The 26,605-nt window shown below is 70.8% G+C and carries 21 protein-coding genes and 1 pseudogene; 11 read left to right on the top strand and 11 right to left on the bottom strand.

Annotation, left to right across the window (positions count from 1 at the left end; genetic code table 11):
• Positions 1-150 precede the first annotated feature (150 nt).
• The 4 genes and pseudogenes from MVG78_RS14810 to MVG78_RS14795 all read right to left on the bottom strand — a co-directional run.
• Positions 151-414: pseudogene (locus MVG78_RS14810) on the bottom strand (HU family DNA-binding protein); the annotation flags it as partial.
• A gap of 168 nt (positions 415-582) precedes the next feature.
• Complete coding sequence (locus MVG78_RS14805; protein WP_247552707.1) at positions 583-1,518, bottom strand: NAD(P)/FAD-dependent oxidoreductase; 936 nt, start codon at positions 1,516-1,518, stop codon at positions 583-585.
• Between the two features lie 6 nt (positions 1,519-1,524).
• On the bottom strand, positions 1,525-1,860 hold the full coding sequence (locus MVG78_RS14800; RefSeq protein WP_247552705.1) for a hypothetical protein: 336 nt from the start codon (positions 1,858-1,860) through the stop codon (positions 1,525-1,527).
• 104 nt (positions 1,861-1,964) lie between these two features.
• Positions 1,965-2,576 (bottom strand): metal-dependent hydrolase, encoded by a 612-nt coding sequence (locus MVG78_RS14795; RefSeq protein WP_247552703.1) that lies wholly within the window; start codon positions 2,574-2,576, stop codon positions 1,965-1,967.
• A gap of 177 nt (positions 2,577-2,753) precedes the next feature.
• On the opposite strand from MVG78_RS14795, the gene MVG78_RS14790 reads away from it, so the two are divergent.
• Both MVG78_RS14790 and MVG78_RS14785 read left to right on the top strand, forming a co-directional pair.
• Entirely contained in the window at positions 2,754-3,482 is a 729-nt protein-coding gene (locus MVG78_RS14790; RefSeq protein WP_247552702.1) for an inositol monophosphatase family protein, read from the top strand.
• Entirely contained in the window at positions 3,479-4,264 is a 786-nt protein-coding gene (locus MVG78_RS14785) for a 2-keto-4-pentenoate hydratase (protein WP_247552700.1), read from the top strand. The genes MVG78_RS14790 and MVG78_RS14785 overlap by 4 nt, the downstream gene beginning before the upstream one ends.
• Positions 4,265-4,330: 66 nt before the next feature.
• Here MVG78_RS14785 and MVG78_RS14780 read toward each other — a convergent pair whose 3' ends face one another.
• From MVG78_RS14780 to MVG78_RS14770, 3 genes are read right to left on the bottom strand one after another with little or no spacing between them, the layout of a single operon-like run.
• On the bottom strand, positions 4,331-5,026 hold the full coding sequence (locus MVG78_RS14780; protein ID WP_247552698.1) for an acylneuraminate cytidylyltransferase family protein: 696 nt from the start codon (positions 5,024-5,026) through the stop codon (positions 4,331-4,333).
• Positions 5,027-5,030: 4 nt separating this feature from the next.
• Positions 5,031-5,627 carry a D-sedoheptulose-7-phosphate isomerase gene (locus MVG78_RS14775; protein WP_247552696.1) on the bottom strand — a complete coding sequence of 199 codons (597 nt, stop codon included), beginning with the start codon at positions 5,625-5,627 and terminating at the stop codon, positions 5,031-5,033.
• Between the two features lie 13 nt (positions 5,628-5,640).
• Complete coding sequence (locus tag MVG78_RS14770) at positions 5,641-6,675, bottom strand: Gfo/Idh/MocA family protein (protein WP_247552694.1); 1,035 nt, start codon at positions 6,673-6,675, stop codon at positions 5,641-5,643.
• A gap of 264 nt (positions 6,676-6,939) precedes the next feature.
• Between MVG78_RS14770 and MVG78_RS14765 the strand changes: the two genes are divergently transcribed.
• From MVG78_RS14765 to MVG78_RS14730, 8 genes are all read left to right on the top strand, one after another.
• On the top strand, positions 6,940-8,754 hold the full coding sequence (locus MVG78_RS14765) for a hypothetical protein (protein WP_247552692.1): 1,815 nt from the start codon (positions 6,940-6,942) through the stop codon (positions 8,752-8,754).
• Positions 8,754-11,966 carry a glycosyltransferase gene (locus MVG78_RS14760; RefSeq protein WP_247552690.1) on the top strand — a complete coding sequence of 1,071 codons (3,213 nt, stop codon included), beginning with the start codon at positions 8,754-8,756 and terminating at the stop codon, positions 11,964-11,966. Before MVG78_RS14765 ends, MVG78_RS14760 begins: the two co-directional genes overlap by 1 nt.
• Complete coding sequence (locus tag MVG78_RS14755; protein ID WP_247552689.1) at positions 11,963-12,643, top strand: hypothetical protein; 681 nt, start codon at positions 11,963-11,965, stop codon at positions 12,641-12,643. The genes MVG78_RS14760 and MVG78_RS14755 overlap by 4 nt, the downstream gene beginning before the upstream one ends.
• Entirely contained in the window at positions 12,640-13,830 is a 1,191-nt protein-coding gene (locus MVG78_RS14750; protein WP_247552687.1) for a motility associated factor glycosyltransferase family protein, read from the top strand. Before MVG78_RS14755 ends, MVG78_RS14750 begins: the two co-directional genes overlap by 4 nt.
• A 132-nt stretch (positions 13,831-13,962) precedes the next feature.
• The gene (locus tag MVG78_RS14745) at positions 13,963-14,703 is read left to right on the top strand and encodes an SDR family NAD(P)-dependent oxidoreductase (RefSeq protein ID WP_247552685.1); all 741 of its coding nucleotides are present in this window, start codon (positions 13,963-13,965) and stop codon (positions 14,701-14,703) included.
• Positions 14,704-14,881: 178 nt separating this feature from the next.
• A complete protein-coding gene (locus MVG78_RS14740; protein WP_247552683.1) occupies positions 14,882-16,249 on the top strand; it encodes an NAD-dependent succinate-semialdehyde dehydrogenase in 1,368 nt (455 codons plus the stop codon).
• Between the two features lie 218 nt (positions 16,250-16,467).
• The gene (locus MVG78_RS14735; protein WP_247552681.1) at positions 16,468-18,558 is read left to right on the top strand and encodes a hydantoinase/oxoprolinase family protein; all 2,091 of its coding nucleotides are present in this window, start codon (positions 16,468-16,470) and stop codon (positions 18,556-18,558) included.
• On the top strand, positions 18,558-20,207 hold the full coding sequence (locus MVG78_RS14730) for a hydantoinase B/oxoprolinase family protein (protein WP_247552679.1): 1,650 nt from the start codon (positions 18,558-18,560) through the stop codon (positions 20,205-20,207). The genes MVG78_RS14735 and MVG78_RS14730 overlap by 1 nt, the downstream gene beginning before the upstream one ends.
• A 32-nt stretch (positions 20,208-20,239) precedes the next feature.
• Here the strand turns inward: MVG78_RS14730 and MVG78_RS14725 are convergent, their stop codons facing one another.
• Positions 20,240-20,941 (bottom strand): SHOCT domain-containing protein, encoded by a 702-nt coding sequence (locus MVG78_RS14725; protein ID WP_247552677.1) that lies wholly within the window; start codon positions 20,939-20,941, stop codon positions 20,240-20,242.
• Between the two features lie 283 nt (positions 20,942-21,224).
• On the opposite strand from MVG78_RS14725, the gene MVG78_RS14720 reads away from it, so the two are divergent.
• Positions 21,225-22,496: a sensor domain-containing diguanylate cyclase gene (locus tag MVG78_RS14720; protein WP_247552675.1), complete on the top strand. Its 1,272-nt coding sequence runs from the start codon at positions 21,225-21,227 to the stop codon at positions 22,494-22,496.
• 38 nt (positions 22,497-22,534) lie between these two features.
• Here the strand turns inward: MVG78_RS14720 and MVG78_RS14715 are convergent, their stop codons facing one another.
• Genes MVG78_RS14715 through MVG78_RS14705 form a run of 3 tightly spaced genes read right to left on the bottom strand, consistent with a single transcriptional unit; the run spans position 22,535 to position 26,381 of the window.
• Positions 22,535-23,749, bottom strand: a complete 1,215-nt coding sequence (locus MVG78_RS14715) for a hypothetical protein (RefSeq protein WP_247552673.1) — start codon at positions 23,747-23,749, stop codon at positions 22,535-22,537.
• A complete protein-coding gene (locus MVG78_RS14710) occupies positions 23,746-24,990 on the bottom strand; it encodes an O-antigen ligase family protein (protein ID WP_247552671.1) in 1,245 nt (414 codons plus the stop codon). Before MVG78_RS14710 ends, MVG78_RS14715 begins: the two co-directional genes overlap by 4 nt.
• Positions 24,987-26,381, bottom strand: coding sequence for an aminotransferase (locus tag MVG78_RS14705; RefSeq protein ID WP_247552670.1), 1,395 nt, complete (start codon positions 26,379-26,381; stop codon positions 24,987-24,989). The genes MVG78_RS14710 and MVG78_RS14705 overlap by 4 nt, the downstream gene beginning before the upstream one ends.
• Positions 26,382-26,605: the final 224 nt, after the last annotated feature.

The following is a 26,605-nucleotide window of genomic DNA, read 5'->3' as shown; positions in this document are numbered from 1 at the left end:
GGGACACCCCCGATGGTGCCGCGAAAGGTGGCCGCCGGGCCGGCGCATCGGGACGACGGTCGGCCGGCGGCTGCCGGATCAGCCCGCGCTGCTGCTGCTGCTCGTGCTGCGCGCGGCCTTGCGCTTGGCCTTCTTGAGCCCGGCCAGCGCCGATTCCTTGAGCGCCGGCGAAGGCTTGAAGCGCACGGTGGCGCCGGCCTTCACGGCCACCTTCTCGCCGGTGCGCGGGTTCAGCGCGGTACGCTTGGGCGTCTCGCGGACGATGAAGGAGCCGAACTCCGGCAGCGAGAAGCGGCCGGTCTCGATGATCTCCTTCTTGATCGCCTCGATGAGGTCGGTCGCCAGCCGGTTGGCGGCGACGCCCGTCATCTCGCTGGACTCCACGATCACGCCAGTGAGGAACTTCTTGCTCATGCAACCCCTCCAGTAGTGCGGCTTCCATAACGCAGCCGTTTTGCGCTGTCTCTGCCGGATGCGAGTAAACAGCAAGGGAATCGCGTTTTCCATCGCTTCCTCTGGCCAATGCAGCGGGGCGGGGCTGGGCGGGATGTCTTTTGTGCACTGCGAAAGCGAGGATCGCGGTCAGCCGCGCAGCCCGTCGCGAATCAGTTCCGTGTTGACGGCGACGGCGGCCGTCGCGCCCTGCGCGGCGGCGACGATCGCGAGCTGGTAGCCACCGGCGATGTCGCCGGCGAGATAGAGGCCGGGAACCGTGCTGGCCTCGTGCCGCCCGGTGCGGGCCGTATCGTGCTCCGTCATCTCGCAGCCCAGCGCCTCGGCGAGATCGCAGCGCTGGCGCCAGGGCGTGGCCAGGAAGAGCCCGTCGCGCGGCAGCCTGTCGCCCTGTGCGAAGAGGATGGCAGAAAGGTTGCCCGCCTCCGATTCGAGGCGTGCGATGCGTTCCGTCCTGACCGCGATTCCCTGGTCCTCCAGGCGCTGCCGCCAGCGTTCCGGATACTCAGGCGGCCCGTCCGTGCAGAGCACGAGATCCGGCGTCCAGTGCCGGATCTCCAGGGCGAAGCGCACCGCATCCTCGCTGTTGCCATAGACGGCCAGCGGGCGGTCGCGATGCTCCCAGCCGTCGCAGATGGGGCAGCGCCAGGCGCTGCGCCCCCAGACCACCTCCAGCCCTTCCAGGGCCGGCAACTGATCCACCACCCCGGTGGCGAGGATCAGCTTCGCGGCGAGGACCGTCCGGCCATCGGACAGATCCAGGCGGAAGGTGCCGTCATCCTGCCGCACGGCCTGCAGGGCGGTCGCGCGTTGCACGGACACGCTGGGATAGCGGGCGATCTCCCCCCGCGCGATACGCAGCATCTCGGCAGGCGGTGTGCCGTCACGTCCGAGATATCCCCGCATTGCCTTGGCGGCGGCGTTGCGATGCTCTCCCGAATCGCAGACCAGCGTGCGGCGGCCACAGCGCCCCAGGATCAGCGCGGCGCTGAGGCCCGCCGGCCCGGCGCCGACCACCACGACCTCCCAGCCGGCCTCCGGTTCCGTGGGGCCTGGATGTGCCATGCTGCCCTAGCGGGGCTGGATCTGTGGATTCCCGCCGGGCGTGCCGGGCGGCGGGATGACGGGCGTGGTGTTGGGGCGCGGATCAGGGACGGTGGTGCGGATGCCCGGGTCCACCTGTCCGGTTGCGGGGGGCTGGATCACGCCGCTGCGCGGTATCGGGTCGGAGCGGTCCGGCGAACTGTTCCGGTCCGGGGCAGTGGGCGCGGGGGAGGAGGGGTTGCCGGGCGCCGTGGGCGCGGGGGCCTGCGCCAGGGCCGGCCCGGCCAGGAGGGCGAGGAGCCCGGCGAGCCGGGGCAGGCTGCGCCATGCGGGTGTCGGCTTAGTCGGCGGCTGCGGCATCATATGGCCTTCCTCGGGCGCGGGACGTGGAGCGGCTTCCATCCTCTGGAACGCCCGATCCGGCAGGGCGGTTTGCCAGGGCCGCGAATCGGCCCGTTTCATCAGCCTCAGGAGCGGTTGGCGAAGCGCCCGGCGATGGCGCGCTCCACGGAATGGGCACGCTGCTCCCGCTCCGGCACGCAGGGGCGGAAGCCGTCATAGCCCTGCCAGACCCGGCACAACCCGGCGGCGCGCCAGCCGGAGGCGAGGTCCGGCTTGCCGAAGGTCCCGCAGCCCGCGAAGCTCAGGATCAGCGCCACCACCAGCGGTTCGAAGGCGGAGCCGGTGCGGCAGAGGGGCAAGGACCACGTGCCCTTCAGCGGCCAGGCGAGGCGCAGGCCGCCGGGCGTCAGCAGATCCGCCACCAGATGTGAAAGATAGCCCACCAGCAGCGGCGCCATGACCCAGCGCGGCAGGTCGGTCTGCAGCAGCAGCACGAAGCAGGCCGCCACCGCCAGGGCGGAGTGGGTGATGCCACGATGGCCGAAGATCCAGCCGATGACGTTGGAGAGCGGCCGCGTGCGCTTGCCGACCCAGGATTTCGGATGGTCGATATCTGGCAGCAGGGAGCCGAGCACGGCCAAGCCCAGGGAGGCGGCGTCCACGGCGGGAAGGCCGAATTTCGGCGCGGCCACCAGCCAGGCCGCGGCGCCGAGCGCGATATGCGACCCCGCCATCATGCCAGTGGCTGCGTCCTTATTGAAACCGCTTGAGATTAGGTCTCAAAGAATCGGTCTACAAGGCTGAAGCCTGGCGTTTTTCCCTGAAATCGTACGATTTGCCCGCAAGGCCGGGGGATTCTGCTCTCCGCGTGTTCCGCACTGTCTTTGCGCGCTGCGATGGAGCAGACTGAAGGCATGGACAACCTGACAGCTCTCGCCCTGGCCGAATCGGCCGCCAGGGTGAGCCGGGATCTGCTGCGCGCCGGGGGCGGCGTGGCGGAATCCGCCATCGGCCGCGACATCAAGCTCCAGCAGGACAAGTCCTCGGAGGCCCTGATCATCGCCGCGCTGCGCGAGGCCGCGCCCTTTCCCGTCCTGAGCGAGGAAGCGGGCTGGATCGGCGGCCAGCCGGGGCCGGGCGAGGCCTGGTGGGCGGTGGACCCTCTGGACGGGTCGTGGAACTTCTTTCGCGGCGTGCCGCTCTGCTGCGTCTCGGTGGCGCTGTGCCGTGACGACAAAGCGGTGCTGGGCGCGATCTATGACTTCAACCGCGACGAGCTCTTCTCCGGCGGGCCGGGGCTGGGCTTCCGGCAGAACGGCGTGCCGGTCGAGCCGCCGGCCCGGCCGCGCGCGGTGCTGTCCACCGGCCTGCCCGCCAAGGCGGACCACTCGCCCGAGGGCCTGGCGCGGGTGATCGGCCGGTTCGAGGGCTGGACCAAGATCCGGATGATCGGCAGCGCCGCCCTCTCCCTGGCCTGGGTCGCCTGCGGGCGCTTCGACGGCTACGAGGAGGAAGGCATCAACTGGTACGACGTCGCCGCCGGTTGCGCGCTGGTGGAGGGCGCGGGCGGCGAGATCGCCATCACGGGCGAGGTCGGCGGGCCGATGCATGTGCGCGCCGTGACCGGGAGGGCACCCTCGTGAGCGGCGTGGCGGAGCGCCGCGCGCTGGCGGCGAAGCTGATCGCGGCGGTGCGGGACCGCGCCGTCCTGGCGCCGCAGCCGGCCGAGATCCCGGCCAGCCTGGCGGAAGCCGAGGCGGTGCAGGACGCGGTGGTGGCGGGCACGATCCGCAGGATCGGGGCCTGGAAGCTGGGCGCCACGGTGAAGTCGGTGCGCGAGGGCTTCGGGCTGGAGCGCGGCTTCTTCGGGGTGCTGCCAGCGGAGCGCGTGCTGCCCTCCGGGGCCGGTCCCGCCGCCTCGGACCTGCCGCAGGTGGGCGTGGAGAGCGAGATCGCCTTCCGCTTCGGCCGTGACCTGGACCCGCGCGGCGCGCCCTGGTCGGCGGAGGAGGTGCGGGCGGCGATCACCGGCCTGCATCCCGCGATCGAGGTGCCGCAGACGCGCTTCGCCGCGCTGGGGCAGTTCGGCGCCTTCGGCCTGATCGCCGACAACGGCGCCTCGGGGCTCGGCATCGTCGGGGAGGGTGTCGCGGACTGGACGCCGGAGGAGCTGCTGGAGCTGCGGGTCTCCGTCAGCTTCGACGGAGCCGAGGCGGCGTCCGGCACCGGCGCGCTGGTGGAGGGTGGTCCCTTCGGCGCCACCGTGGCCTTCGTGGCCCTGGCCAATGCGCGTGGCTACACGATCCAGACGGGGCAATACGTGCTGACCGGTTCCTGCACAGGTTGCCTGCAACCGCCGCGGCCCGGGCTGGTGCGGGCCTCCTTCGGACGCTTCGGCGCGGTGGAGATGCGGGTTCCGGCCTGAGCCGGAAAGACGGAGCGCCGGAAGGTCTCCCTCCCGGCGCTTCCTGTCAGGCGATGCGCCGCGCCGTCAGGCGGCGGCGGCACCCAGCGCCGCGGCGGGACGGTGCACCGTGTCCCAGAGCGCCTCGGCGATGTCGAAATCCTCCTGCGTCTTGATCACGTGCCCGGCCATCCGGCCCACGGGCCAGGTGCCGATGCGGCCGGAATAGGTGGCGCAGCGGCCCGCGGCGAAGGCTTCCAGATAGGTCTCGCGCCGCCAGCCGGTGATCGACCAGGTGATCCGCTCGACCGGCAGCAGGTCCTGGCTGTTGGTCTTCTCGGCGAAGGTGAAGTTCACCGGCGCGCCGCGATGCATGCATTCCAGGTTCTCGTGGATGACGCTCAGCAACGCGTCCTCCTGGCCTTCCCGCAACCGGTTGACGAAGGAGCGGACCTCCTCCGCCGTCAGCAGCGGCGCGATGGAATGCACCTGCACCACCGCGTCGCAGCTCCGCTTCTCCAGGAACTCCGCGACGAACTGCTCGGAGGTCGCGGTGTTGGAGCCGAGATGCTCCGGGCGCTGGTGGAAGCGGGCGCCCTCGGCCAGTGCCACGGGGCCGAAGGCCGGGTGCTCGGAATTCACCCAGACCTCGTCGAAGACCCCGGCCTCCTGGCACTTGCGGATCGCATGCGCGATCAGCGGCGCGCCGCGGATCTCCTTGAGGTTCTTCTGCTTCAGGCGCTGGCTGCCCATGCGGGCAGGAATCATGGCCAGGATGCGCATGGCGTCAGACCACGCTGTACTCGGCCTCGCCGACCAGCATGTCGACGACGGTGGTCAGCCAGATGTTGTGCACGCCCTCGACCACGTTATAGGCGCCGGAGGGGATGTGGAAGTTGATGTCGCCCTGGGCCTTCAGGGGATTGTCCGGCGACTTGCCGGTGAAGGTGACGACGGTGACGTCGTTCCTGCGGGCCCATTCGGCGGCCTTCACCGCGTTCGGCGAGGTGCCGCTGACGGAGATCAGCACCACCGCGTCGCCCGGATCGGCATAGCGCTCCATGGCGCGCCAGATCCAGTTCTCGTAGCCGTAGTCGTTGGCGAAGCAGGTGATCAGGTTGGGCTCGTTGAAGTCCACCGCGCGGACGCGGCCCTGCTTGGTGAAGTCCACCGCGCCATGCGAGGAGATGGAAGCCGAGGCGCCATTGCCGGCGAAGAGAAGCTTGTTCTTGCTGGCGCGGATCTTCAGGCAGAGATCGCGGAAGGCGATCAGCATCGGGTAGTGCTTCTCGTCGAAAGCTTCCGACGTGTAGCGCTGGAAGTAGTTCTCGAGCCAGCCGTGCCAGTCATTGGTCACGATGGCGTCCTTGACGTTGGTGTCCATCACTCTCTTCCCCTCAGTCCGCATGTCCCAGGAGCATCTCGCGCAGATTGGCGGATTCGTGCCGTTCATGGGCGTAGATGCGGTCGATCAGGTCGAGCACCTGCAGCGCCTGCGCCGAGGAGCCGTAGGTGACGGGCGAGCCGGTGCGCACCGACTCGAAGAAGGCGTCCACCTCGCGCTGCCAGGAGGCATCCACCTCGAAGTGGATCTTCTCCTCGCTGTCGAAGCTCGCGGCCGGTGCCTTGGCGCGGTTGCGAGCGATGGTCAGGACTTCCTCGCCATAGGTTCCGGAGGAGGTCTTGAGCCCGTTCAGGGTGAGGTAGCCACGCTCCAGGAAGACCTCCAGCGAGAAGAGGTGCCGCCACTGGGTCATGGTCGAGTGGAAGGAGACGGCGCAGCCCGTGGCGCTGTCGCGCATCAGGGCGAAGACGTTGTCCTCGATGCCCGGCGTCTTCCAGTAGAGGTTGGAGACCATGGCCTGCACCTCGTCGAACGGGCGGCCGTTCAGGTGCAGCAGCAGGTCGAGCATGTGGATGCCCTGGTCGAGCAGGATGCCGCCGCCGGCGAGGTTCCGGTCGGCGCGCCAGCCCTTCAGGTAGTCGCCGTCCACGCTCTTGCCGTAGCGGCCGCGCATCCAGAGGATGCGGCCGAACTCGCCTTCCTCCACCATCTCCTTCATGCGCAGGATCGCGCCGTGGTGCCGGTGGTTGAAGCCGTACATCAGGACCCGGCCGCATTCCCGCTCGACACCGATGATCTCGCGCATCTCGGTGCCGTTGAAGCAGGGAGGCTTCTCGCAGAAGACGTGCTTGCCCGCGCGCAGACCGGCGATGGTCAGCGGGCGGTTCAGCCAGTTCGGCGTGCAGACGAAGACCGCGTCGAGGCTGGGATCGGCGATGATCTCCTCGGCCGAGCTGGCATAGGGATACGGGCAGTCCGGCAGGCGTGCCGTGTCGAAGACGGTGGCGATCTCCGCATGCCGTCCGCCCTCGATGGCGTTGGCGCGGATCTGCCCCATCTTCCCGTAGCCGATGATCCCCACTTTCATGCGGTGAGTCCCTTTTTTGGTGGCTGCCCGGGTTGACGACCCCGAGGACGACAACCATGGGTGGGTAAACTTGGGGTTATTTTGCACCGCAAGATTGCATGATACAACCATTTAGTGTGTAAAACGTTTATAACGCTTCTCAGAAGTTGAGACAATTCGGGAGTCTGCGTCTGTCTCTTTAGGTAAACACCATTAACGCTTGCTCTGGTTGTGGGCATGCTGAAAGGTGCAACTTCAATGTTCCGCGAGCGCCGACAACCGGACATGATCGCTTACGAACCCGAGGGTGGCGGCTGCCCTGATACAGCCGCGCCGGGGCAGGTCATCGAGGCCAGTCTCGATGAGGCCGGTTTCTTCACATTGCGGATGGACCTGGCGGGCACGGATACCGGGAGCGTCCTCCTCGATATCGGTCAGGACGCGCCGGAGGTGGTGCATCCGCTGGGCGAGGGCCGTTTCGAGGCCCGCCTGCACCTGCCGGAGCGCGATGTCGTGCCGGTGCTGACCGTCACCACGAAGGACGGGCGGCACGACCGCGCCCTGCGGCCGCATGGCTGCCTGGGCCCACTGGCCGCGAACCGCCCGTCGCCCGCCCTGGTCTCGCGCTGCCCCGATGCGGTGGCGGCCCTGCGCGAAGGACCGGGCGCGGTGGTGCTGTTCCTCGCCATGGCGACCGAGGGTTCGGGCTGGGACAGGCTTTGCGCGCTGGCCGCGGGATTGCGCGGGGAAGGGCATTCCCCCTGGCTCCTGCTGGTCTCCGATGCCGGGAGCTTCGCCGACGCCACGGCCCGGATGCTGGCGCATTTCGATCTGGCGATGCTGGCCGTGCCGACCCGTGGCCAGCCCGCCTCGGAATGGGAACCCTTCCCCGGCGATCCCGCGCTGGAACAGGTGATGCAGCGCATCGCCAAGCCCGCCGAGGGCGTGCGCCTGCCCGCCCTGCTGCTGGGCGAGACCCCGCAATTGCTGCTGCGCTTCGGCAAGCCGGCGCTGGCCTTCCCGCGCGCCTGCCTGCTGTCGGCCGAGGCGGTGACGGCGCCGCGCCTCGTCTACATCCCGCAGCACCGGCAGAAGCTGGTGGGGCAGATGCGCGACAGGCTGCGTGGCATCAGGGTCATCCTTTCCTCCGAGCCCTTGCGCGCCAGCCTTTCCCGCATCTGCCCGGAGGTGCCGTCCGTCGTGCTGCGGGACGGGGCGCCGGCCGCGGGGCTTGCGCGCGGGCTGGGCCTGCCCATGACAGGCCCTTCGACCGAGGCCCTGGACCGGGCGCTGCGTCATTTTGTGCTGGAGGCGCGCCTCGCCGATCCGGAGGGCGAGGGGCGGACCGGGTTGCTGCTGGACGGCACGGAAGTCAACGAGTGGACCGGAGAGCTGTCGAGACTGGCGCGGGGCCGGCTCTATGCCCTGGGCGGCGCCACGGGGTCCGGCGTGCAGCCCCCCGTGAAGCCCCTGGCGCGCGCGATGCGCGACGGCGTGGCGCGGCTTCTGGTGCCGGCTGTCGGCGCGGAGGGCGAGGCGCTGGCGGCCATCGTCGAGGAATGGGGGCTGGAGGCGATACCGCTGCTGCCGGGGCCCTCGACCGGCGACCGGCGCGCCCTCACGGCGCTGCGCGGCATCCGGGCGGGCGGCATCGCTTTGCTGGCCGATGCCGCCGTCTACCGTCCCTCGCCCAGCGAGGAGGACCTGGTGCTCCTCGCTGGTGGCGAGCCGGGACTGGAGGCAGATGTGGTGGAACTGGGCTGGGCCGGCGATCCGCGCCGTGGCCGCCTCGCCAGCCTGTTCGATGCGCGCGCCCCGGCCTTCTGGGGGCGGCCGCCATCGCGGGGCGCGGGCGCGACCATCGGCTATGGCGAGGCATGGCTCGCCCCGCTTCTTTCCCCGGAGCTTTCCCAGGGAGCCAGGACACCGGCTGCCTCGTCCCGGCTGCTGCCGCTGCTGGCCTTCGTGCTGCATGCCGGCTGCGTCTCGCTGCGCCTGGCCATCGCGCCGGCCGAGGCGGCCGCCCTGGCCCCCGCGCTGCGGCGGCTGGAGGCGGAGGGCATCCGGATCATCGCACGCGATCGGAGGAGGGCCGCCTGATGCGGGTCGCGATCTTCGTCACCAACGCGCCCGGCAATTACGGCGGCGGCCGGCTCGCGGCCTATGTGCTGGCGCAGTGCCTTGCCCGCGCCGGGGCCGAGGTGGCCTTCGTCACCAACCATGTCCCCGTCTTCCACGAGGACCTGCACGCCTTCGGGCGGCCGGGGAAGATCGGCATCCATGTCACCAAGGACTTCCTGACGGCGCTGCCGGAAGGCCGCTTCGACGTCGTGGTGCTGATCCCGACCCAGTCGCTGGACCGCATGGTCTATGTCGGCGCGCGCGGCTTCGCGCGGCGGCGCGGGGCGCGGATGTGCATCTTCAACTTCGAGACGCCGAACTGGTTCAACGCCGCCGTGCCGGTGCCGCGCGACGAGGTGCTGTGGCGCGAATGGAAGCTCGCCACCGAGGATGTCGCCGAGAACGGCGTGCTGATCCTCAGCAATTCCCGCGAATCCGAGAAATACGCGCGCCTCTGGTACGATGACGAGCGGCTGGAATTCGGGCACTGGCACCAGCCGATCAACCTCGACGCGGCGGCGCGGGCGGCGGTGCAGTACCGCGAGAAGCGCATCCTGAGCTTCGTGCGGCCGCGCGACCCGCACAAGGGCGCGGGCGACCTGATCGACGTGCTCTGCGAGGAGATGCGCGGCTGGACGCTGTCGCTGATCGTCGGCAGCCCGAAGCTGGACGAGGCCTATCGCGACGCGCTGGTGCCGGTGGCCCGGCGCTACGGCGTCGAGGTCGAGGTGTATCCGCTGGCCAGCGACACGCAGAAATTCGTCGAGCTGCGGCGGGCGCGGATGCTGCTCTATCCCTCCTGGTTCGAGGGCTATGGCCTGCCGCCGATCGAGGCGCTGACCGTGGGCACGCCCTGCGTGTGCTACGACCTCGACGTGGTGAAGGAGGTCTGCGGCGACGCGCTGATCACCGCGCCGGTCGGTGACGTGGCGAAGCTGCGCGAGGGTGTGCTGCGGGTGATGAAGTCCTCGCCGGAGGACTGGGCGCATCTGCCGCGGGTGGTGGAGGCCGTTTCCTCGGTGGAACGCTGCGGGCAGGCGGCGCTGGCGGCACTGGAGAGCTTCCTGGCGAAGCCGCTGCCGCCGAAGCCGGTGATCGCGGTGCCGGCGAAGCTGCCGAAGCGGCCGGAGCCCAAGCGGCTCAACCTGGGCGCGGCGGTGATGCATCCGGGCTGGCTGCTGGAGATCAAGGGCTGGGCCGCCGCGCCGCCCGATGCCCGCGTGGTGCTGCGCGCCGATGGCGAACTGCTCGGCGAGGCGGTGCGCGGCATGGTGCGCAAGGACGTGCTCAAGGAGAATCCCTGGATCGGCATGGAGGAATGCGGCTTCGGGCTGGTGCGCCCGCATGTCGCCATGAGCCATGCGGTGCAGGTCAGCGCCGTCGTGCTCTCCGCCTCGGGCGAGGTGCTGGACCATGCCACACGGGTCTATGACCTGGTGGAGCTGGCCAAGGCGCGGCCGGCCAAGCCGCCGAGCTGGTGGCGCAGCGGCGGCATGAAGTTCCTGCGCGAGGCCGGCAGCAGCCTGGTCCATGGTTGGGCGGCCGGGGCGCCCGTGCCCTTCCTGCTGGAAGGCTTCGCCGGGCCGCGCCGGGTCTGGCTGCAGGGCGGAAGAGCGCGGCCCGACGTGATGGGCAAGCTGGAAGGCTTCCCACAGCAGACACCGGGCTTCAGCGCCCATCTCGGCCCCGAGGAAAGCTGGATGCTGGAGGCGGCGGGCGCCTTCACCCTGGTTGGCTACAGCCGTGCCGGCGTCGCGGTGCAGGCCCTGCCGGCGAAGTGGGAGAAGGCCGCGCCGGGCGTGGCGGAGCCGCATCTCTCGCAGGGCGAGGACCCGACCAGCCTGCCGATCCTGGCCGAGCTGAAGCGCGTCGCGCTCGACGAATACGGGGTGCTGGAGGTGGAAGGGCATGTCCTGTCCCGCCCGCGCGTGGAGGCGATCCGCGTGCTGCTCGATGGCGAGCTGCTTGGCGAGACCCTGCCGGACCGGCTGCAGACCGGGCTGCACAACAAGAACCGCGCCTATGGCGATGCCTATTCCGGCTTTGCCCTGAACGGCCGGGCGCCGGACCTGCCCGGAGAGGAGGTGCGGGTGGAATTCATCCGGGGCGGGGAGGTGGCGCATGCGATCGCCACCGCGCCGACGCGGATGCGCCGGGGCAAGGGTGCGCGCTACGGCGCCGACCTCGCCTGGCTGCCGCCCGGGCTGCTGGAGGACCCGTCCTCCGATGCGACCCTGGTGGTGATCGGGAAGGGGACGGTCCTCGACCACCTGCGCGGCGCGGCGGAACGCGCGCTGCTGGCCGAGCTGCGCCGGCGCGGGCCGCTGCTGCTGCTGCTGCACGGCAATCCGCATGGCTTCACCCCGGACCTGTCCCGCTGGCAGGAGCTCTGCGACGGGCTGCTGCTGGTGAACGACCTGCATCCGGGCGAGGACGCCCTGGCCCATAGCCTGTCGCTGCTGTCGGCCGAGCCGGGGCTGGGGCGGGTGATCATGCGCGGGGCCAAGCGGCGCAGCGCCATTCCGGACGGGCTGCGCGCCACCACGCTGCTGCTCGGCACGGAGCTGGGGGCGTTCCGGGCAGGGCGGCTGGGCTTCGGCTTGCAGGCGGGCCCCGGGATGATCGGCCTGGATGGGCCGGGGCTGCTGCGCGCCCTGACCCTGCCCGGCATGACGCCGCCGGAAGGCGTGGGGGAGGGGCCCTGGCTGCTGCTCGACGCCACCCTGGCCGAACCGGCGGTGCTGCGCGAGGCCATGTCGCGCCTCGCCGCGCCGCTGCGCAAGGCGGCGCTGTCGCTGCTCTGCGTGGTGGATGCGCCGCCGCTGGAGCCGGTGGAGAGCCTGCGGGCCAGGCTGGGCCTGCCGCGGGATCTCCCGGTGGCCTGGGCGGCCTCCGCCCTGCTGCTGGACCCCGCCCTGGTGCGCGGCGTGGTGGATTTCGCCCCGTCGGCCTGCGTCGCGCCCTTCTGCGGCGCCATGGCGGCGCGCGGCATCCCCATCCTCGCCCTGGGCGGTGCCTCCGCGATCGGCAGCCCCTGGCCGCTGGCGACGCCGAGGGAGCTGGCCTCCGGCACCCTGCCGGTGCCGGTCCTGCCCGGCGCCCCCTATGCGGCGCTGGAGGAGATCGAGCCTGTCCGGGTGGGGCGGGGCATCGCCGAATCCGTGCCCCTTTCCACCGCGGAGGCCGCATGAACGCCCTGCTCCCCGTCGCGATGGCCCATGCGGCGGAGGCCCGGCGCCTTTTGCTGCGGGAGAACCTGACCCTGTCCGGCTTCTGGGAGGTGGAGTTCCTCCAGGGGTTGCCGTCGCGCCGGATCGGCCCTGCGCCGGCGGCCATGCTCACCCTGCCGCCGGTGGAGGGGCCGGTGGGCTCCCTCCGCCTGCTCCTGGCGCCCGCCGACCTCTCGCCCTTCGGCACCCTGTCCGTGACGCTGGAGGGCAAGCCGCTGGCGCTGCGGCCCGTGCCGGTCCCGGCGGAATTCGCCGGGCTGGGGGATGTGGTGGCGCTCGAAGCCCCTGTGGAGGGAGCCGGGTCCGGGCGGCTGGAGCTGCGCCTGACCCGCAGCCTGCCGCATCCGGGCGGCGGCCGCCTCGCCGGGCCGCTGCTGCTGGCCGTGGACCGGCCTCCGCCCCCGGCGGAGAAGAAACCGGAGAAGCCCGCCGCCGCCGCGAAGCCGCCGGCCCCGGCCGAACCGAAACCGGCACCCCCGGCGCCCAAGTCCCCGGCAAAGGCGGCGGAGAAGCCCGCGGATGCCGCGAAGGTGGCCAGGGCGGAGGCGGTGAAGAAACCGGCCGAGTCTGGGCCTGCGGGCAAGGAAGCGGTGGCCCAGGACCCGGCGGGCAAGGATAAGGTGAAGGTGGCGGCATGAGCTTCGTCCATGTGAATGCGGCGGATGCCGACCTGGCCGAGGAATGGCTCCGCGCGGCGCCGAACCGTCTTTTCGGCGGCAGCGTGCCGGTCATCCTGTCGGACGAGGAGGACGCCCCGATCGCCGCCGGCATCGCGCGGCGCCACGGCCTGGTGCATCACGCCATCCCGGATTCGCCGGACCGGCCGGAAGCGCTGCGGCTGCGCCCGCTGCTGGGGCCGGTGGGGGCGCGGGAGGCGGTGATCCTCAGCGAGCCCGCGCGCATGTCCATGGTCTTCCTCAGCGGCGAGGAACAGCCCGCCTGGAACGACCGCTATCCGGCGGTGCGGGTGATGCATGCGCTTGGCGCCCGGCGCTTCCACTTCCTGGGCCGGACGCGGGAACTGCGGATCGAGCTGCCGCTGCTGCTGGACACCTTCCGCAACCGCCATGCGGGGCAGCGCGCTTTCGTGGTCGGCAACGGGCCCAGCCTGCGGCAGATCGACATGGGGCGGCTGAAGGGGGAGATCGCCCTCGGCTCCAACCGCTCCTTCATGGGCTATGCCGACTGGGGCCTGGCTTTCCCCTACTGGGCCATCTCGGACCGGTTGCAGATCGAGATGTACCGCGAGGAATACGAGGCGGGGATGGATGCGGAATCCATCAAGTTCATCCCCTTCGAGTATCTCGGCTTCCTGCGCATGCCCAATCAGGTGCCGGCGCCGATGCCGGGCGAGATCGTGGCGGGCGAGCAGATCCTGAACTTCCCGCAGTTCGGGGAAACGCCGGCGATGCTGTTCAACAGCTTCACCGTCACGATCGTGCTGATCCAGATCGCCGCCATGATGGGCTGCAACCCGATCGTGCTGGTGGGGGTGGACCATTCCTACCCGATCGCCAAGGTGCGGCGGCGCGGGCAGGACGAGCAGGACCCGAATCCGACGGCGCATATCCCGCCGGAAGAGCTGGTGAAGCGCACCCGGCTGGGCTTCGACTTCTGGGAAGGCAACACCGCCCAGGGGCCGACGCACTTCACCAACAACTACACCAGCAACCGCATCTTCGTGCCGCCGCGCACCGCCTGGTCGGAGGTCTGCTACAGCTACTGCCACCTCTGGGGCGCGGCGAACGGGGTGGAGGTGCTGAACGCCACGCCGGGCACGCATCTCGACGCCTTTCCGAAGGTCGGCTTCGAAAGCCTGTTCTGAACGGGCACCCCGCCGCATCGCCGCCTTGTTGCGGGCGGTGCGGCGAGGGGAAGGCGTGGCATCCCGAATTGACGCTGGTCGCGGCGCGGGGGAGGGAATAGGGAGGGACGGCAGCGCACCGAGGGGTCCCGCATGTCCACATCCCGCAAGACCATGCTGCTGACCGGGGCCAGCCGGGGAATCGGCCATGCCACGGTCAAGCGCTTCCAGGAGGAAGGCTGGCGGATCCTCACCGTGTCGCGGCAGCCCTTTTCCGAGGAATGCCGCTGGCCCGAGGCGCGGGAAAGCCATCTCCAGGCCGATCTCTCCGACCCGGTGCAGGTGGGCGAGCTGATCGCCCTGGTGAAGCAGCGCCTGCCGGACGGGAGGCTGCATGCGCTGGTGAACAATGCCGGCATCTCCCCCAAGGGGCCGGGCGGCAGCCGCATGGGGGTGATGCAGACGGACTATGCCGCCTGGAACGCGGTCTTCAACGTCAACCTCTTCTCCATCGCCCTGCTGGCGCGCGGCTTGTTCGAGGAGCTGCACGCGGCGGGCGGCAACATCGTCAACGTCACCTCCATCGTCGGCTCGCGCGTGCATCCCTTCGCCGGGCCCGCCTATGCCTGTTCCAAGGCGGCGCTGAACGCCCTGACGCGGGAGATGGCGCATGAGTTCGGCGCCCATGGCATCCGCGTGAACGCCATCGCCCCGGGCGAGATCCGCACCAGCATCCTCTCGCCCGGCACGGAGAAGATCGTCGAGGAGCAGATCCCGATGCGGCGGCTGGGCGAGGCGCGGGAGGTGGCGGAGACCATCCTCTTCCTCTGCTCCCAGGCCTCCTCCTACATCAACGGGGCGGAGATCCACATCAATGGCGGGCAGCATGTCTGACCGCGCCGGTGCCTTCCCTGTGGGTGGCCTTTCCGGGCCTGGCGCATCACGAGCCCGTCACCCGGGCCGATCCTCGCGGATGCCTGCCTAGATAAGCCTCCGGACCACGCCGGCCCTTCTCGAGGGACCCGGCGCGGCATCCTGCCCGGCTCCGCGCGAGCACAGAGGAGGCCCCCGCATGGCGATCGCTTCGGTGAATCCGGTGAACGGCCGGACCGTGAAGGAATACGAGGTCCTGCCGCCCGCGGAGGTGGCGCGGGCCGTGGAGGCGGCGCACCGGGCCTTCCTCGACTGGCGCCACGCCAGCTTCGCCGAGCGCGCGGCGCCGATGCGCAGGGCGGCCGCCATCCTGCGCGACCGCGCCCCGGAATTCGGCCGGCTGATGGCGACCGAGATGGGCAAGCCGGTGACGGCGGGCGAGGCCGAGGCCCGCAAATGCGCCACGACCTGCGATTTCTACGCGGAGAACGCGGAGCGCTTCCTGAGCCGCGAGGATGCCCCGACGGAGGCGCGCAAGAGCTTCGTCGCCTTCAACCCGCTCGGCGTCGTGCTGGCGGTGATGCCCTGGAACTTCCCCTTCTGGCAGGTCTTCCGCTTCGCCGCGCCCGGCCTGATGGCGGGCAATGCCGGGGTGCTGAAGCATGCCTCCAACGTCCCTGGCTGCGCCCTGGCGATCGAGGAGATCTTCCGTGAGGCGGGTTTCCCGCGCAACCTGTTCCGCACCCTGCTGATCGGCAGCGATGCGGTGGATGCGGTGATCGAACATCCGCTGGTCCGCGCCGTGACCCTGACCGGCAGCGGCCCGGCCGGGCGCAAGGTGGCGGCCAAGGCGGGCTCGGTGCTGAAGAAAACGGTGCTGGAGCTGGGCGGCAGCGATGCCTACCTGATCCTGGAGGATGCCGAGCTGGAGGCGGCGGCCACGGCCTGCGCCAAGGGACGGCTGATCAATTCCGGCCAGAGCTGCATCGCCGCCAAGCGCTTCATCGTGGTCGAATCCGTCCGCGAGCGGTTCGAGGCGCTGCTGGTGGAGGCGATGAAGGCTGGCCGCTTCGGCGATCCCTTCGACAAGGACACCGAATACGGCCCCATCGCCCGGCGGGACCTGCGCGACGAGTTGCACGGGCAGGTGCGGCAGAGCATCGACCAGGGCGCGCGGCTGCTGCTGGGTGGGGAGGTGCCGGACGGGCCGGGTGCCTTCTATCCGGCCACGGTCCTCACCGGCCTCAAGCCGGGCATGCCGGCCCATGACGAGGAGATCTTCGGCCCCGTCGCCTCGGTGATCGGGGTGCGGGACGAGTCGGAGGCCATCGCCGTGGCCAATGCCTCGGCCTTCGGCCTGGGCGGCGGCGTCTTCACCCGGGACCTGGCGCGCGGTGAACGGATCGCCGCCGAGGCGCTGGAATGCGGCGCGGCCTTCGTCAACCAGCCCGTGGTCTCCGATCCGCGCCTGCCTTTCGGGGGTGTGAAGGAGAGCGGCTATGGGCGGGAACTCTCGCATTTCGGCATCCGGGAGTTCGTGAACATCAAGGCGGTCTCGGTCGCCTGAGCGGCTCCGCCCGGAGGCGGTCAGGGAGCGGGGGAGGCTTTTCGCGCGGAGAACCCGGGCGCAGGATCGGCGGATGCCCGGCACGTTCCTTGCTGGCGACATCCGCACCACGCGCCGGGGGCTAGGCTCTGCCCCTTGCGCGGCCTGAACCGTGGAGTGACACCGATGCCGCAGCGCCTCCTTGCGCCGCAAGCCTTTCCCCCGGCGGAAGCAGACCGATGAGCGCCGATATCCGCCTGGCCGCCGATATCGGCGGCACCTTCACCGACCTCGCCGTGGAACGGGTCACGGAGGCCGGCACGGAGCGCTGGACGGCCAAGGTGCTGACCACCCCGGCGGCGCCGGAGAAGGGGCTGCTGGAAGGCGTGCGCGCGGTGCTGGCCAAGGCCGGGCTCGCCGCCTCCGAGGTGTCGCTGCTGGTACACGGCACGACGCTGGCCACCAATGCGGTGATCGAGCGCAAGGGCGCGAAGACCGCGCTGCTGACCACCGAGGGCTTCCGCGACGTGCTCGCCCTGGGCAATGAAAGCCGCTACGACCAGTACGACCTGAACATCGCCCTGCCGGAGCCGCTGGTGCCGCGCCGCCTGCGCCTGCCGGTGCCGGAGCGGCTGGACCATCGCGGCCAGGTGCTGCTGCCGTTGGACGAGGACGCCGTGCGCGCCCAGGTCGCGGTGATGCGGGAACAGGGTGTCGAGGCGCTGGCGATCGGCTTCCTGCACAGCTTCGTCAACCCGGAGCACGAGCGCCGCGCCGCCACCATCGTGCGCGACCTCTGGCCGGAGCTTTCGGTTTCGCTGTCTTCCGAGGTCAGCCCGGAAATGCGGGAGTGGGAGCGCTTCTCCACCACCGTCGCCAATGCCTATGTGCAGCCGCTGATGGCGCGCTACCTCGCGCGGCTGCAGGTCGGGCTGCGGGAGATGGGGCTCTCCGCGCCGCTCTTCATGATGCTCTCGGGCGGCGGGCTCACCACCTTCGAGACCGCCTCGCGCTTCCCGATCCGGCTGGTGGAATCCGGCCCGGCGGGCGGGGCGATCTTCTCCGCCCATGTGGCGCGGCAGCGCGGGCTGCCGAAGGTGCTCTCCTTCGATATGGGCGGCACCACGGCGAAGGTCTGCCTGATCGAGGATTACGCGCCCCATGCCAGCCGGAGCTTCGAGGTGGCGCGCGTCGGCCGCTTCAAGAAAGGCTCCGGCCTGCCGCTGCGCATCCCCGTGCTGGAGATGGTGGAGATCGGCGCCGGCGGCGGCTCGCTCGCCAGCATCGACAGCCTCGGCCTGATCCAGGTCGGGCCGGAAAGCGCGGGTGCCGATCCGGGCCCGGCCTGCTACGGGCGCGGCGGGGAGCGGCCCGCGGTGACGGACAGCAACCTGATGCTCGGCCGCTACGACCCCGCCAGCTTCGCGGGCGGCAGCCTGACGCTGCATCCGGAGAAGTCGGCGGCGGCGCTGGAGGCGCATGTGGCCGGCCCGCTCGGCCTGTCGCCGGAAATGGCGGCGCTGGGCGTGATCGAGATGGTGGACGAGAACATGGCCAACGCGGCCCGTGTCCATGCCATCGAGGCAGGCACGAGCTTCGACGGCTGCGCCATGATCGCCTTCGGCGGCGGCGGGCCGGTGCATGGCTACCGTGTCGCGGAGAAGATCGGCATCCGCCGGATGCTGGTGCCCTCGGGCGCCGGCGTCGGCTCCGCCATCGGCTTCCTGCGGGCGCCCGTGGGCTATGAGGTCGTGCGCTCGCTCTACCAGCGCTTCGCGACCTTCAACCTCGCCGCGGTGAACGGGCTGCTGGAGGAGATGTCGCGCGAGGCCAGCGCCATGGTGGCGCCGGGCGCCTTCGGCCGGCCCACGGAGGAGAAGCGCATCGCCTATATGCGCTATGTCGGCCAGGGGCATGAGATCGCCGTGGAACTGCCCGCGCGGCCGCTGGTGGAGGGCGACATCGCCGCGATCCGCGCCGCCTATGACAGCGAATACGCCCGCTTCTACGACCGGCCGGTGCCGGGCTCGGATGTGGAGATCCTGAGCTTCGCGCTCACCGTTGCCACCCTCACCGACAAGGCTGCCCCGGTGGCGGCCGCCGCGAAGGCCCCGGCGCCCCGGCCGGTGCGGACGCAGAAGGTGTGCGACACGGTGACGGGCGAGGCCACGGACTGGCAGGTCTACGACCGCGCGGCCTTCCCGCCCGGCGCGGTGGTGCAGGGGCCCTGCATCGTCGCCGAGGCGGAGACGAGCACCCTGGTCGGCCCGGGCTGGAGCTGTGCCATGGACGGGCTGGGCTATCTGGAACTGAACCGGGAGGTCGCGTGATGGACGACGTGCAGAAGGCCGCGGCGAACCCCCTCGCCGCGATCCAGCGGCAGATCCAGTGGAACCGCCTGATCGCCGTGGTGGAGGAACAGGCGCAGACCATGATCCGCACCGCCTTCAGCACCACGGTGCGGGAGGCGGGCGACCTGTCCGCCGGCATCTTTGACCTGCAGGGGCGCATGCTGGCCCAGGCCGTGACCGGCACGCCGGGGCATGTGAACTCCATGATGGAAAGCGTCGGGCATTTCCTCGCGAAGTTCCCGGTCGAGACCATGAAGGAGGGCGACCACTACATCACCAACGATCCCTGGCTGGGCACGGGGCACCTGCACGACCTGACGGTGGTCACGCCCGCCTTCCGCAATGGCAGGATCGTCGGCCTCTTCGCCAACACCGCGCATGTCATCGATGTCGGCGGGCGCGGCATGGGGCCGGAGGCGCGCTCGGTCTTCGAGGAGGGGATCTACATCCCCATCGTGAAGTGCTTCGACCAGGGCAGGGCGAACGAGACCTTCTTCGACATCCTGCGCGCCGGCACCCGCACCCCGGCGGAACTGGAGGGCGACGTCTATTCCCTCTGCGCCTGCAACGATGCCGGCGTGCGGCGCCTCGTCGAGATGATGGACGAGTTCGCGATGGAGGGCCTGGACGACCTCGCCGGCTTCATCTTCGACAGCAGCCTGCGCGCCACGCTGGCGGAGATCGCGAAGTTGCCGCGGGGCACCTACCGGGCTTCGATCCGCTCCGACGGCTACGAGGCGCCGGTCGAACTGCGCGCGGCCATGACCATCGCGGGCGACCATATCGCGGTGGACTACGAGGGCACCTCGGGGCTCTCGGGGCGCGCCATCAACGTGCCGGCCGCCTATTGCCGCGCCTATGCCTGCTTTGGCATCAAATGCGTCGTGGCGCCGGAGATCCCGAACAACTGGGCCAGCCTTCTGCCCTTCCGCATGGTGATCCCCGAGGGCTGCATCCTGAACGCGCCGCGCCCCTATCCGGTGGCGGTGCGGCACATCATCGGGCAGCTCCTGCCCGACCTGATGATGGGCTGCCTGCACCAGGCGGTGCCGGACCGGGTGACGGCGGAGGGCGCCTCGGCGCTGTGGAACCCGCCGCTGCGCGGTGGCTCCGAGGTGAGCGGACAGAATGCCGCCTTGCCGGATTTCGAGATCATCACCTTCAATTCCGGCGGCACCGGCGCCCGTCCGAAGCGGGACGGGTTGGACGGCATCGCCTTCCCCTCCGGCGTGCGGACCATGCCGGTGGAGGCGACCGAGAACGTCGCCCCGGTGATCTTCTGGAAGAAGGAGCTGCGCCCGGATTCCGGCGGTGCCGGCCGCACCCGCGGCGGCATGGGGCAGGTCATGGAGATCGGCACGAAGGGCGAGGCCGAGTTCGCGGTGAACGCCATCTTCGACCGCGTGGAGAATGCGCCCAAGGGCCGCGACGGCGGGCAGGACGGCGCGCCGGGCTGGGTCGGGCTGGACGACGGCACGGTGCTGCGGCCCAAGGGCTATCAGGTCATCCCGGCGGGGCGCCGCCTGCTGCTCAAGCTGCCGGGCGGCGGTGGCATGGGCGATCCGGCCGAGCGCGATCCGGCACTGATGGAGCGCGACATCGCGGACGGGCTGGTGACGCGCCGCTGAGGCGGAAGGGCCGGGGTGGCCCCCGGCCCGCATCAGAGGCGGCGCAGCAGTGCCGCCTTGCTGTCGCGGAACTCCTCTTCGGTCAGTAGGCCCTGCTGGTAGAGCCTGCCCAGGCGCTCCAGGGAGGAAAGCGGCCCATCCGCCGCTCCTTCCGGCGCGCCGGCCGCGCTGCCTGGCCTCGGGGCGAGCGGAAGCTCCGACAGGCGCAGCTCGCCATGCTGGCTGCTGAAGCGCATCTGCCCGGATCCACTGCCGGACTGGGATTGCGACACGCCGCCGATCCGGTGCTCGCCGGTGTCGTAGAGGGTGACCGCCCCGGCCTCCTCGATGGCAAGGCGGCGTGCCTCGGGGAACCAGGCATAGCGCTGCCCGTCCTGCGCCCCGCTGGTGGCGGGCGTGCCGAGTCCCTCCGGCCACCAGCTCCGGCCCGATCCTTCCGGCAGGGCGGCCTCCGGCTGGTCCTCCGCCGGCATGTCCCGCATCCTGGCCGCGAGGTCGCCGAGCAGGGCATCGACCCTGATCTTGAGCGCGCCGTTGAACATGTCGCCGATCATGACCATGCCGTCCCCAGCCCATTGGCCCATGCCGCCGAGCTCGGGGTGGTTGAACTGTGCCTGCCGCCCCTTGCCGGCGCGAAGGGCGCGGTGGGCCTCCTGTGCCGCCTCCATGCTGAAGCCATGTCGCCTCGCCAGGATATCCAGGATGGCCGGGGTGGACTTCATGCCGTTGCTCATCTCGCTTCCTCTCGGGCCCTCTGACGGTCTGGTCCTCCGCGGCGCGGCCGCTGCATGGCCTCAACGCCATGGCGAGAGCTTCGTCACGGCCCACCCGGTAGCGGACCGAAAACTCCGGCCGGGGGAGGCGGCGAAAAGCTGCTGCAGGAAAGTTGCAAATGCCGTATGAAATGCAACCATTCGACTGGGGAAGGCCGGAGTTTCCGTGGAGCGGTGTTTGAATGGCGACATCCACCGGCACGTCATGGCCGGGCTGACAGATCCCCTACATGCGAAAGCCTCGATGGATGAGCTGGACACCATCGGCGTCATCGGCCAGATCCTCGATAGCCAGGGGCTGGCGATCTGCCTGTTCGATGCCGAGGACCGGACCCTGTTGTGGAACCGGACCTTCCTGCGCTTCTTCCCCGAACATGACGGCCATGTGCATGTCGGGGAGCCCTATGCCCGCAACCTGGAGCGTTTCTACGCCGCCCGTCTGACCGGCCCGGAACGCGACCGCCTTCCGGAATTCGTCGCCTCCGGGATCGCGCGGCATCGCAGCCAGATGCGTCCCTTCAGCTTCGAGCATCGCGGTCGCCGCCTGCTGGTCTCCTCCCTGCCGCTGCCGCGCGGTGGGCGCGTGCGCGTCTGGAAGGCACTGACGGAGGCTCTGCCGAACCGGGAAGCCCGGCTCCCGGTCGATCCCTTCATGCATCTGGCGGACGGCGCGACGGTGCTGGACCGGCGGGGCCAGATCACCGACGCCAACCAGGAGTTCATCGAGCTCTACGACCTGCCCTCCAAGGAGGCCGCCATCGGCCGCACCTTCCGGGAGGTGCTGCAGCTTCTCTGGGAGGGCCAGGCCGGCACGGCGCTCGATGCCTTCCTCGACAATGCGCGTTTCGCCGGTGCCGCCTTCGAGGTGGAACTGCCGGGGGACCGGTGGCGCCGCGTGATCGAGCGGCGCATGGAGGATGGCACGAGCTGCGTCAGCCACGCCGACATCACCGCGCTGAAGCGGCAGCAGCGCGAGTTGCAGGAAGCCTATGAGCGCATCGCCACCATGGCGATCACCGATGGGCTGACCGGCATCGCCAATCGCGGGCATTTCGAGGCGGTGCTGGAGGAGGAGGCCCGTCGCGGCGGGCGGAACCGGCAGCCGCTCTCCCTGCTGCTGATCGACATCGACCACTTCAAGCAGATCAACGACCGGTTCGGCCATCCCGCCGGGGATGCCTGCCTGCGGATGGTGGCGCGCCACATCGACAGCGGCATCCGCCGCCCCGGGGATCTGGCCGCGCGCTTCGGCGGGGAGGAATTCGCCGCCATCCTGCCCGGCACCGATGCCGAGGGCGCGCGCGTGGTGGCGGAGGCGATCCGCATGGCCATCGAGAGCGACCACGCGCAGGAATTCAACGCCATCGAACCGGTGACGGTCAGCATCGGCGCCGCCTCGCTGGTGCCGGCCCCCGGCGGTGAGGGCGATGCCGTGCGGCTGATCCAGGAGGCCGACAACGCGCTGTACCGCGCCAAGCGCAGCGGCCGGAACCGCGTGATCCTGGCGGCGGCCTGATACCGTCCGGCGGACCCCCAGGCTTTCCCGGGCCTGGCTCAGCGCAGGCGCAGCGCATCCTCGAAGCAGGTGCGGGGAAAGATCTCCAGCTGGCCACCATGCGTGGCGTTGCGGACCCAGCCACCTTCCGCCTCCGCCAGATGGCGGGCCAGCAGGAAGCCCGTGCAGATGTCGCGCCAGGCGGGCGGAATCCAGCCCTTGCCGCCGCGATAGCCAGGGATGAAGTGGTTGCCCTCGGCATGGGCGAGGCCATCCCCGCCGGGCTCCGCGCCCTCGAAGTGGAAATCGGCCCCGTAGATCACGAAGCGGCGGACCCCCATCCACCAGAGGAGTTGGAAGGCGGCGAAGAGCGAGGAGCCGCCGGCCCCCACCACCCGCCGTGGATCGAGCGAGAAGAGGGTCGGCCAGACGGCGGCCTGACGCAGCCAGATCCAGTCGCCGGGCAGGTCCGGCCGCGTTTCGGCCGCCAGGAAGACAGGGCCGCCGGCTTCCCCGACGATCTCCGCGCCGAAATCGCCGATCACCTGCCCATCGCCGCTCAGCGTATAGGTCGGGCGGAAGAGCATGCTGTCGCGGGCGAGATGGAAGCGGTTGAAGGCGACGGTCAGCCGGCCCTGGAGCCGGTCCAACTCCTCCGGCCGCACGGAAGGGCCATTGCCGATCAGCCAGGCGACCTGCCCGGCATGGCGGCCGCGCAGGGTGTCCAGGCGCGGGTCCGATCCTGGATGGGGCGCCAGCCAGGCGGAAAGCGGGTTGGTGACCAGCCCACGGTCCGGCCCCAGCGTGACGGCGAGCCTCACCGGCGCCTCTGGCAGGCGGGCCTGCCAGAGGCCGCCGCCCGCCGGCCGGAGCGGTTCCGCCCGGTGATCCGCCCACAGCCCGGGGCGAAGGCCGGGTTCGGCCCAGGCCCGCACGACGGCACCGCCGCCCTCCATCGGCTCCAGCGTGGCGAGCCCGGCCCGTTCCGGCGTCGCCGGCAGGGGCGTCAGGGAGAGCAGCGGCTCCTCATCGCTGGAAAGCAGGAGTCGCACGGATTCCGGCCCCAGCCCCGGCGGCAGCACCGCCGTGGCCTCGATCCTCGTCTCGCCACCGGGGGCGGGGAAGATCTCCACGGCGGCATTGGCCAAAGGCGGCAGGCCACGCAACTGCCCCTGCACCGCTCCGGACGGCAGCGGGCCGGCCAGCCGCAGGCCGATCTGCAACAGGCCGGAGGCCGGGCTGTGGCGGATGTTCAGCCCCTCGACCCGGCTCACGGCTGCCGCCCCGAAGTGCGGCCCAGGCCGAGGCCCGAGACCATGGCGATGGCGATGGCCTGGCTGGCCACCCACCAGGGCTGCCAGGCGCCATAGGAGAAGAGGAAAGTCACCAGGGCGGAAGCCAGGACGCCCAGCGCCAGCGGCCCCGGCGCCCGGAAGGCCAGCGCCGCCCAGATCCCGGCGCAGAGCAGCAGCCCCGGCCAGCCCAGTTCCAGGCGCAGTTGGAGCGGCGCGTTGTGCGGATGCAGCGGCAGCGCCTCCACGCCGGGGCGGTCGAAGAAGGCGCGCGCCTCGGGGCCGGTCATGCCCAGCCGGGCAAGGTTCTCCTCGGGGAAGTTGTCGCGGCCGCCGGGGATGGCGCGGCTGGCTTCCATGCCCCAGCCCAGCCAGGGGCGCTCGGCCGCGCGGCCGCGCGCGAAATCCCAGATCAGCACCCGGTGCACGGCGGAAAGCGGCAGATGCGTGGCGATGTCCGGCCGGGCGAGCAGCGCGGTCGCCATCGGGGCCAGCAGCACCACCGCCGCCACGCCGGCGGTGGCGAGGGTCCGGGCCGGGCGCGCGGGCATCCAGGCGAAGCACCCGGCCACGGCGAGGCCCAGCAGCCCGGCGATGCGCGCCGTATCCCCCGGCAGGGCGAGCAGGGCGACGGCGCCCAGCACGGTGCCCCCGATCCGCGCGGCGCGGGGCAGGGGGGCGGCCGGTAGCAGCGGCAGCAGCAACGCCATGACCGAGGCCGCGGGCTTCAGTCCGAAGGTGATCTCCGGCGACCAGACATGCAGGCCACGGATGCCCATGCGGATGCTGTTGCCGGTGAGGTTGTCGATCGTGGCCAGGGCCAGCCCGGCCAGCACGCCCCAGAAGAGGCAGAGCGCGAGCGGGCGCGAATCCTCCTCCGCCACCCCGCGCGCCGCGGCGGCGGCCAGCAGGACGATGCCGCCGAACTGCGCAGCGGTGGTCAGGCTCTGGCGCGGCTCGACGGCCCAGAGGGCGGAAAGCCCGCCCCAGAGGGCCAGGGCCAGGGCGGCCGCGAAGGGCAGGCCCCCGGGCAGCGGCCAGCGCCCCTGGGCGCGCCGGGCGGCGAGGATGGACAGCAGCAGGCAGGCAAGGGCAATCGGCGCCATCGCCTTGGATTGCAGCACGGCCACGGCGGGGGCGATGGCCGCACCCACCGCAAGCGGAAAGGCCGGGCTCCTCCAGGGAGCCCGGCCCGACAGGCCCACGGAGGCGAGGCTGGTCAAACGACCGTCAGATTCTCGCGGCGCAACTCGACCGTGAAGCTGTCGAGCGCGCGGGAGAACCGCTCCAGCATCTCGTCCACCTCGCCCTCGGTGGCGATGATCGGCGGGGAGAAGGCGATGGTGTCGTTGCCCAGGGCACGGGTCAGCACGCCTTCCTTCTCGCCGAGCGCGGCGAGGCGGTAGCCCAGCTTCTTCCCCGCGTCGAAGTTCCGGTGGCTGGCCTTGTCCTCGACGATCTCGACCGCTCCGATCATGCCGATGCCGCGCACCTCGCCCACCAGCGGATGGTCGCCGAAGCGGCGGCGCAACTCGGCCTGCATATGCGCGCCGACGCGCTGCGCATGCTCGACCATGTTCATCTCGTCATAGATCTTCAGCGTCTCGATCGCGACCGCCGCCGAGACCGGATGGCCGGAATAGGTGTAGCCATGGCCGAAGACGCCGACCGAGGCGCTGCCTTCCGCCAGCCCGTCGAAGACCTGCTGCGTCACCAGCACGCCGGAGATCGGCAGGAAGGAGGAGGAGAGCGCCTTGGCGCAGACGATGATGTCCGGCTTCAGGTCGAAGGTCTGCGAGCCCCAGTAGGAACCGGTGCGCCCGAAGCCGCAGATCACCTCGTCGGCGACGAAGAGCACGTCGTACTTCTTCAGCACGGCCTGCAGCTTCTCGTAATAGGTGCGCGGCGGGATGACGACGCCGCCGGCGCCCATCACCGGCTCGGCCCACATCGCCGCCACCGTCTCCGGCCCCTCGCGCAGGATCAGCTGCTCGACCTCATCGACGAGGCGGGAGGCGAAGGCTTCCTCGGTCTCGCCCGGCTCGGCGCCGTGGTAGTGGTGCGGCGTGGCGACGTGGAAGAAGCCCGGCAGCGGCAGGTCGAAGAGCTTGTGGTTCGTCGGCAGGCCGGTCAGCGAGGCGGCGGCGACGGTGATGCCGTGATAGGCGCGCAGGCGGGAGATGATCTTCTTCTTCTGCGGGCGGCCGATGGCGTTGTTGTAGTACCAGACCATCTTCACGGCCGTGTCGTTGGCCTCGGAGCCGGAATTGGCGAAGAAGGCGCGGCCCATCGGCACGGGCGCGCGCTGCACCAGCATCTCGGCCAGCTCGATCATCGGCTCATGCGACTTGGCGCCGAAGCCGTGATAGTAGGGCAGCTTGCGCATCTGCCGGTCCGCGGCCTCGCGCAGCCGGTCGTTGCTGAAGCCCAGCGAGGCGCACCACAGGCCAGCGACCGCCTCCAGGTATTCCTTGCCGCTCTCGTCCCAGACGCGCACGCCCTCGCCGCGATCGATGACCAGCGAGCCGTTCTGGCTTTGCGCCTTGAGCTCGGTGCTGGGATGCAGGACATAGGCGGCGTCGCGGGCAGCGGCGGAATTCGCGCGGGGAGGCATGTCGGAGGCGCCTTTCTGCTGGGTCGGAAGGCGGCATCCTAGGCCCGTATCCGCGCGGGCGCCCAGGGGGAGGAGCAGGATTCACGCGCGCGGGCACATGATCCGCACGGATGCTGCCAAGCCCACCGTTCCGAGGCACGATATGCCGCCGGAGGGGCCTTTCCCGGCACAATCCACCTCCTTCCCGGAGGCAGGCTGTGGCAGAGATGGCATGCCGCGCCACA

Source organism: Roseomonas gilardii subsp. gilardii (assembly GCF_023078375.1).
In the GTDB taxonomy this organism is placed as follows: Bacteria; Pseudomonadota; Alphaproteobacteria; order Acetobacterales; family Acetobacteraceae; genus Roseomonas; species Roseomonas gilardii.
This window is presented reverse-complemented; position numbering and strand designations above follow the sequence as displayed.

Excerpts from the sequence above, each read along its gene's own strand:
- MVG78_RS14805 (WP_247552707.1), bottom strand. The coding sequence starts at position 1,518 with ATGGCACATCCAGGCCCCACGGAACCGGAGGCCGGCTGGGAGGTCGTG.
- MVG78_RS14800 (WP_247552705.1), bottom strand. The coding sequence starts at position 1,860 with ATGATGCCGCAGCCGCCGACTAAGCCGACACCCGCATGGCGCAGCCTG.
- MVG78_RS14795 (WP_247552703.1), bottom strand. The coding sequence starts at position 2,576 with ATGATGGCGGGGTCGCATATCGCGCTCGGCGCCGCGGCCTGGCTGGTG.
- MVG78_RS14790 (WP_247552702.1), top strand. The coding sequence starts at position 2,754 with ATGGACAACCTGACAGCTCTCGCCCTGGCCGAATCGGCCGCCAGGGTG.
- MVG78_RS14780 (WP_247552698.1), bottom strand. The coding sequence starts at position 5,026 with ATGCGCATCCTGGCCATGATTCCTGCCCGCATGGGCAGCCAGCGCCTG.
- MVG78_RS14775 (WP_247552696.1), bottom strand. The coding sequence starts at position 5,627 with ATGGACACCAACGTCAAGGACGCCATCGTGACCAATGACTGGCACGGC.
- MVG78_RS14770 (WP_247552694.1), bottom strand. The coding sequence starts at position 6,675 with ATGAAAGTGGGGATCATCGGCTACGGGAAGATGGGGCAGATCCGCGCC.
- MVG78_RS14765 (WP_247552692.1), top strand. The coding sequence starts at position 6,940 with ATGATCGCTTACGAACCCGAGGGTGGCGGCTGCCCTGATACAGCCGCG.
- MVG78_RS14760 (WP_247552690.1), top strand. The coding sequence starts at position 8,754 with ATGCGGGTCGCGATCTTCGTCACCAACGCGCCCGGCAATTACGGCGGC.
- MVG78_RS14755 (WP_247552689.1), top strand. The coding sequence starts at position 11,963 with ATGAACGCCCTGCTCCCCGTCGCGATGGCCCATGCGGCGGAGGCCCGG.
- MVG78_RS14750 (WP_247552687.1), top strand. The coding sequence starts at position 12,640 with ATGAGCTTCGTCCATGTGAATGCGGCGGATGCCGACCTGGCCGAGGAA.
- MVG78_RS14745 (WP_247552685.1), top strand. The coding sequence starts at position 13,963 with ATGTCCACATCCCGCAAGACCATGCTGCTGACCGGGGCCAGCCGGGGA.
- MVG78_RS14740 (WP_247552683.1), top strand. The coding sequence starts at position 14,882 with ATGGCGATCGCTTCGGTGAATCCGGTGAACGGCCGGACCGTGAAGGAA.
- MVG78_RS14735 (WP_247552681.1), top strand. The coding sequence starts at position 16,468 with ATGAGCGCCGATATCCGCCTGGCCGCCGATATCGGCGGCACCTTCACC.
- MVG78_RS14730 (WP_247552679.1), top strand. The coding sequence starts at position 18,558 with ATGGACGACGTGCAGAAGGCCGCGGCGAACCCCCTCGCCGCGATCCAG.
- MVG78_RS14725 (WP_247552677.1), bottom strand. The coding sequence starts at position 20,941 with ATGAGCAACGGCATGAAGTCCACCCCGGCCATCCTGGATATCCTGGCG.
- MVG78_RS14720 (WP_247552675.1), top strand. The coding sequence starts at position 21,225 with ATGGATGAGCTGGACACCATCGGCGTCATCGGCCAGATCCTCGATAGC.
- MVG78_RS14705 (WP_247552670.1), bottom strand. The coding sequence starts at position 26,381 with ATGCCTCCCCGCGCGAATTCCGCCGCTGCCCGCGACGCCGCCTATGTC.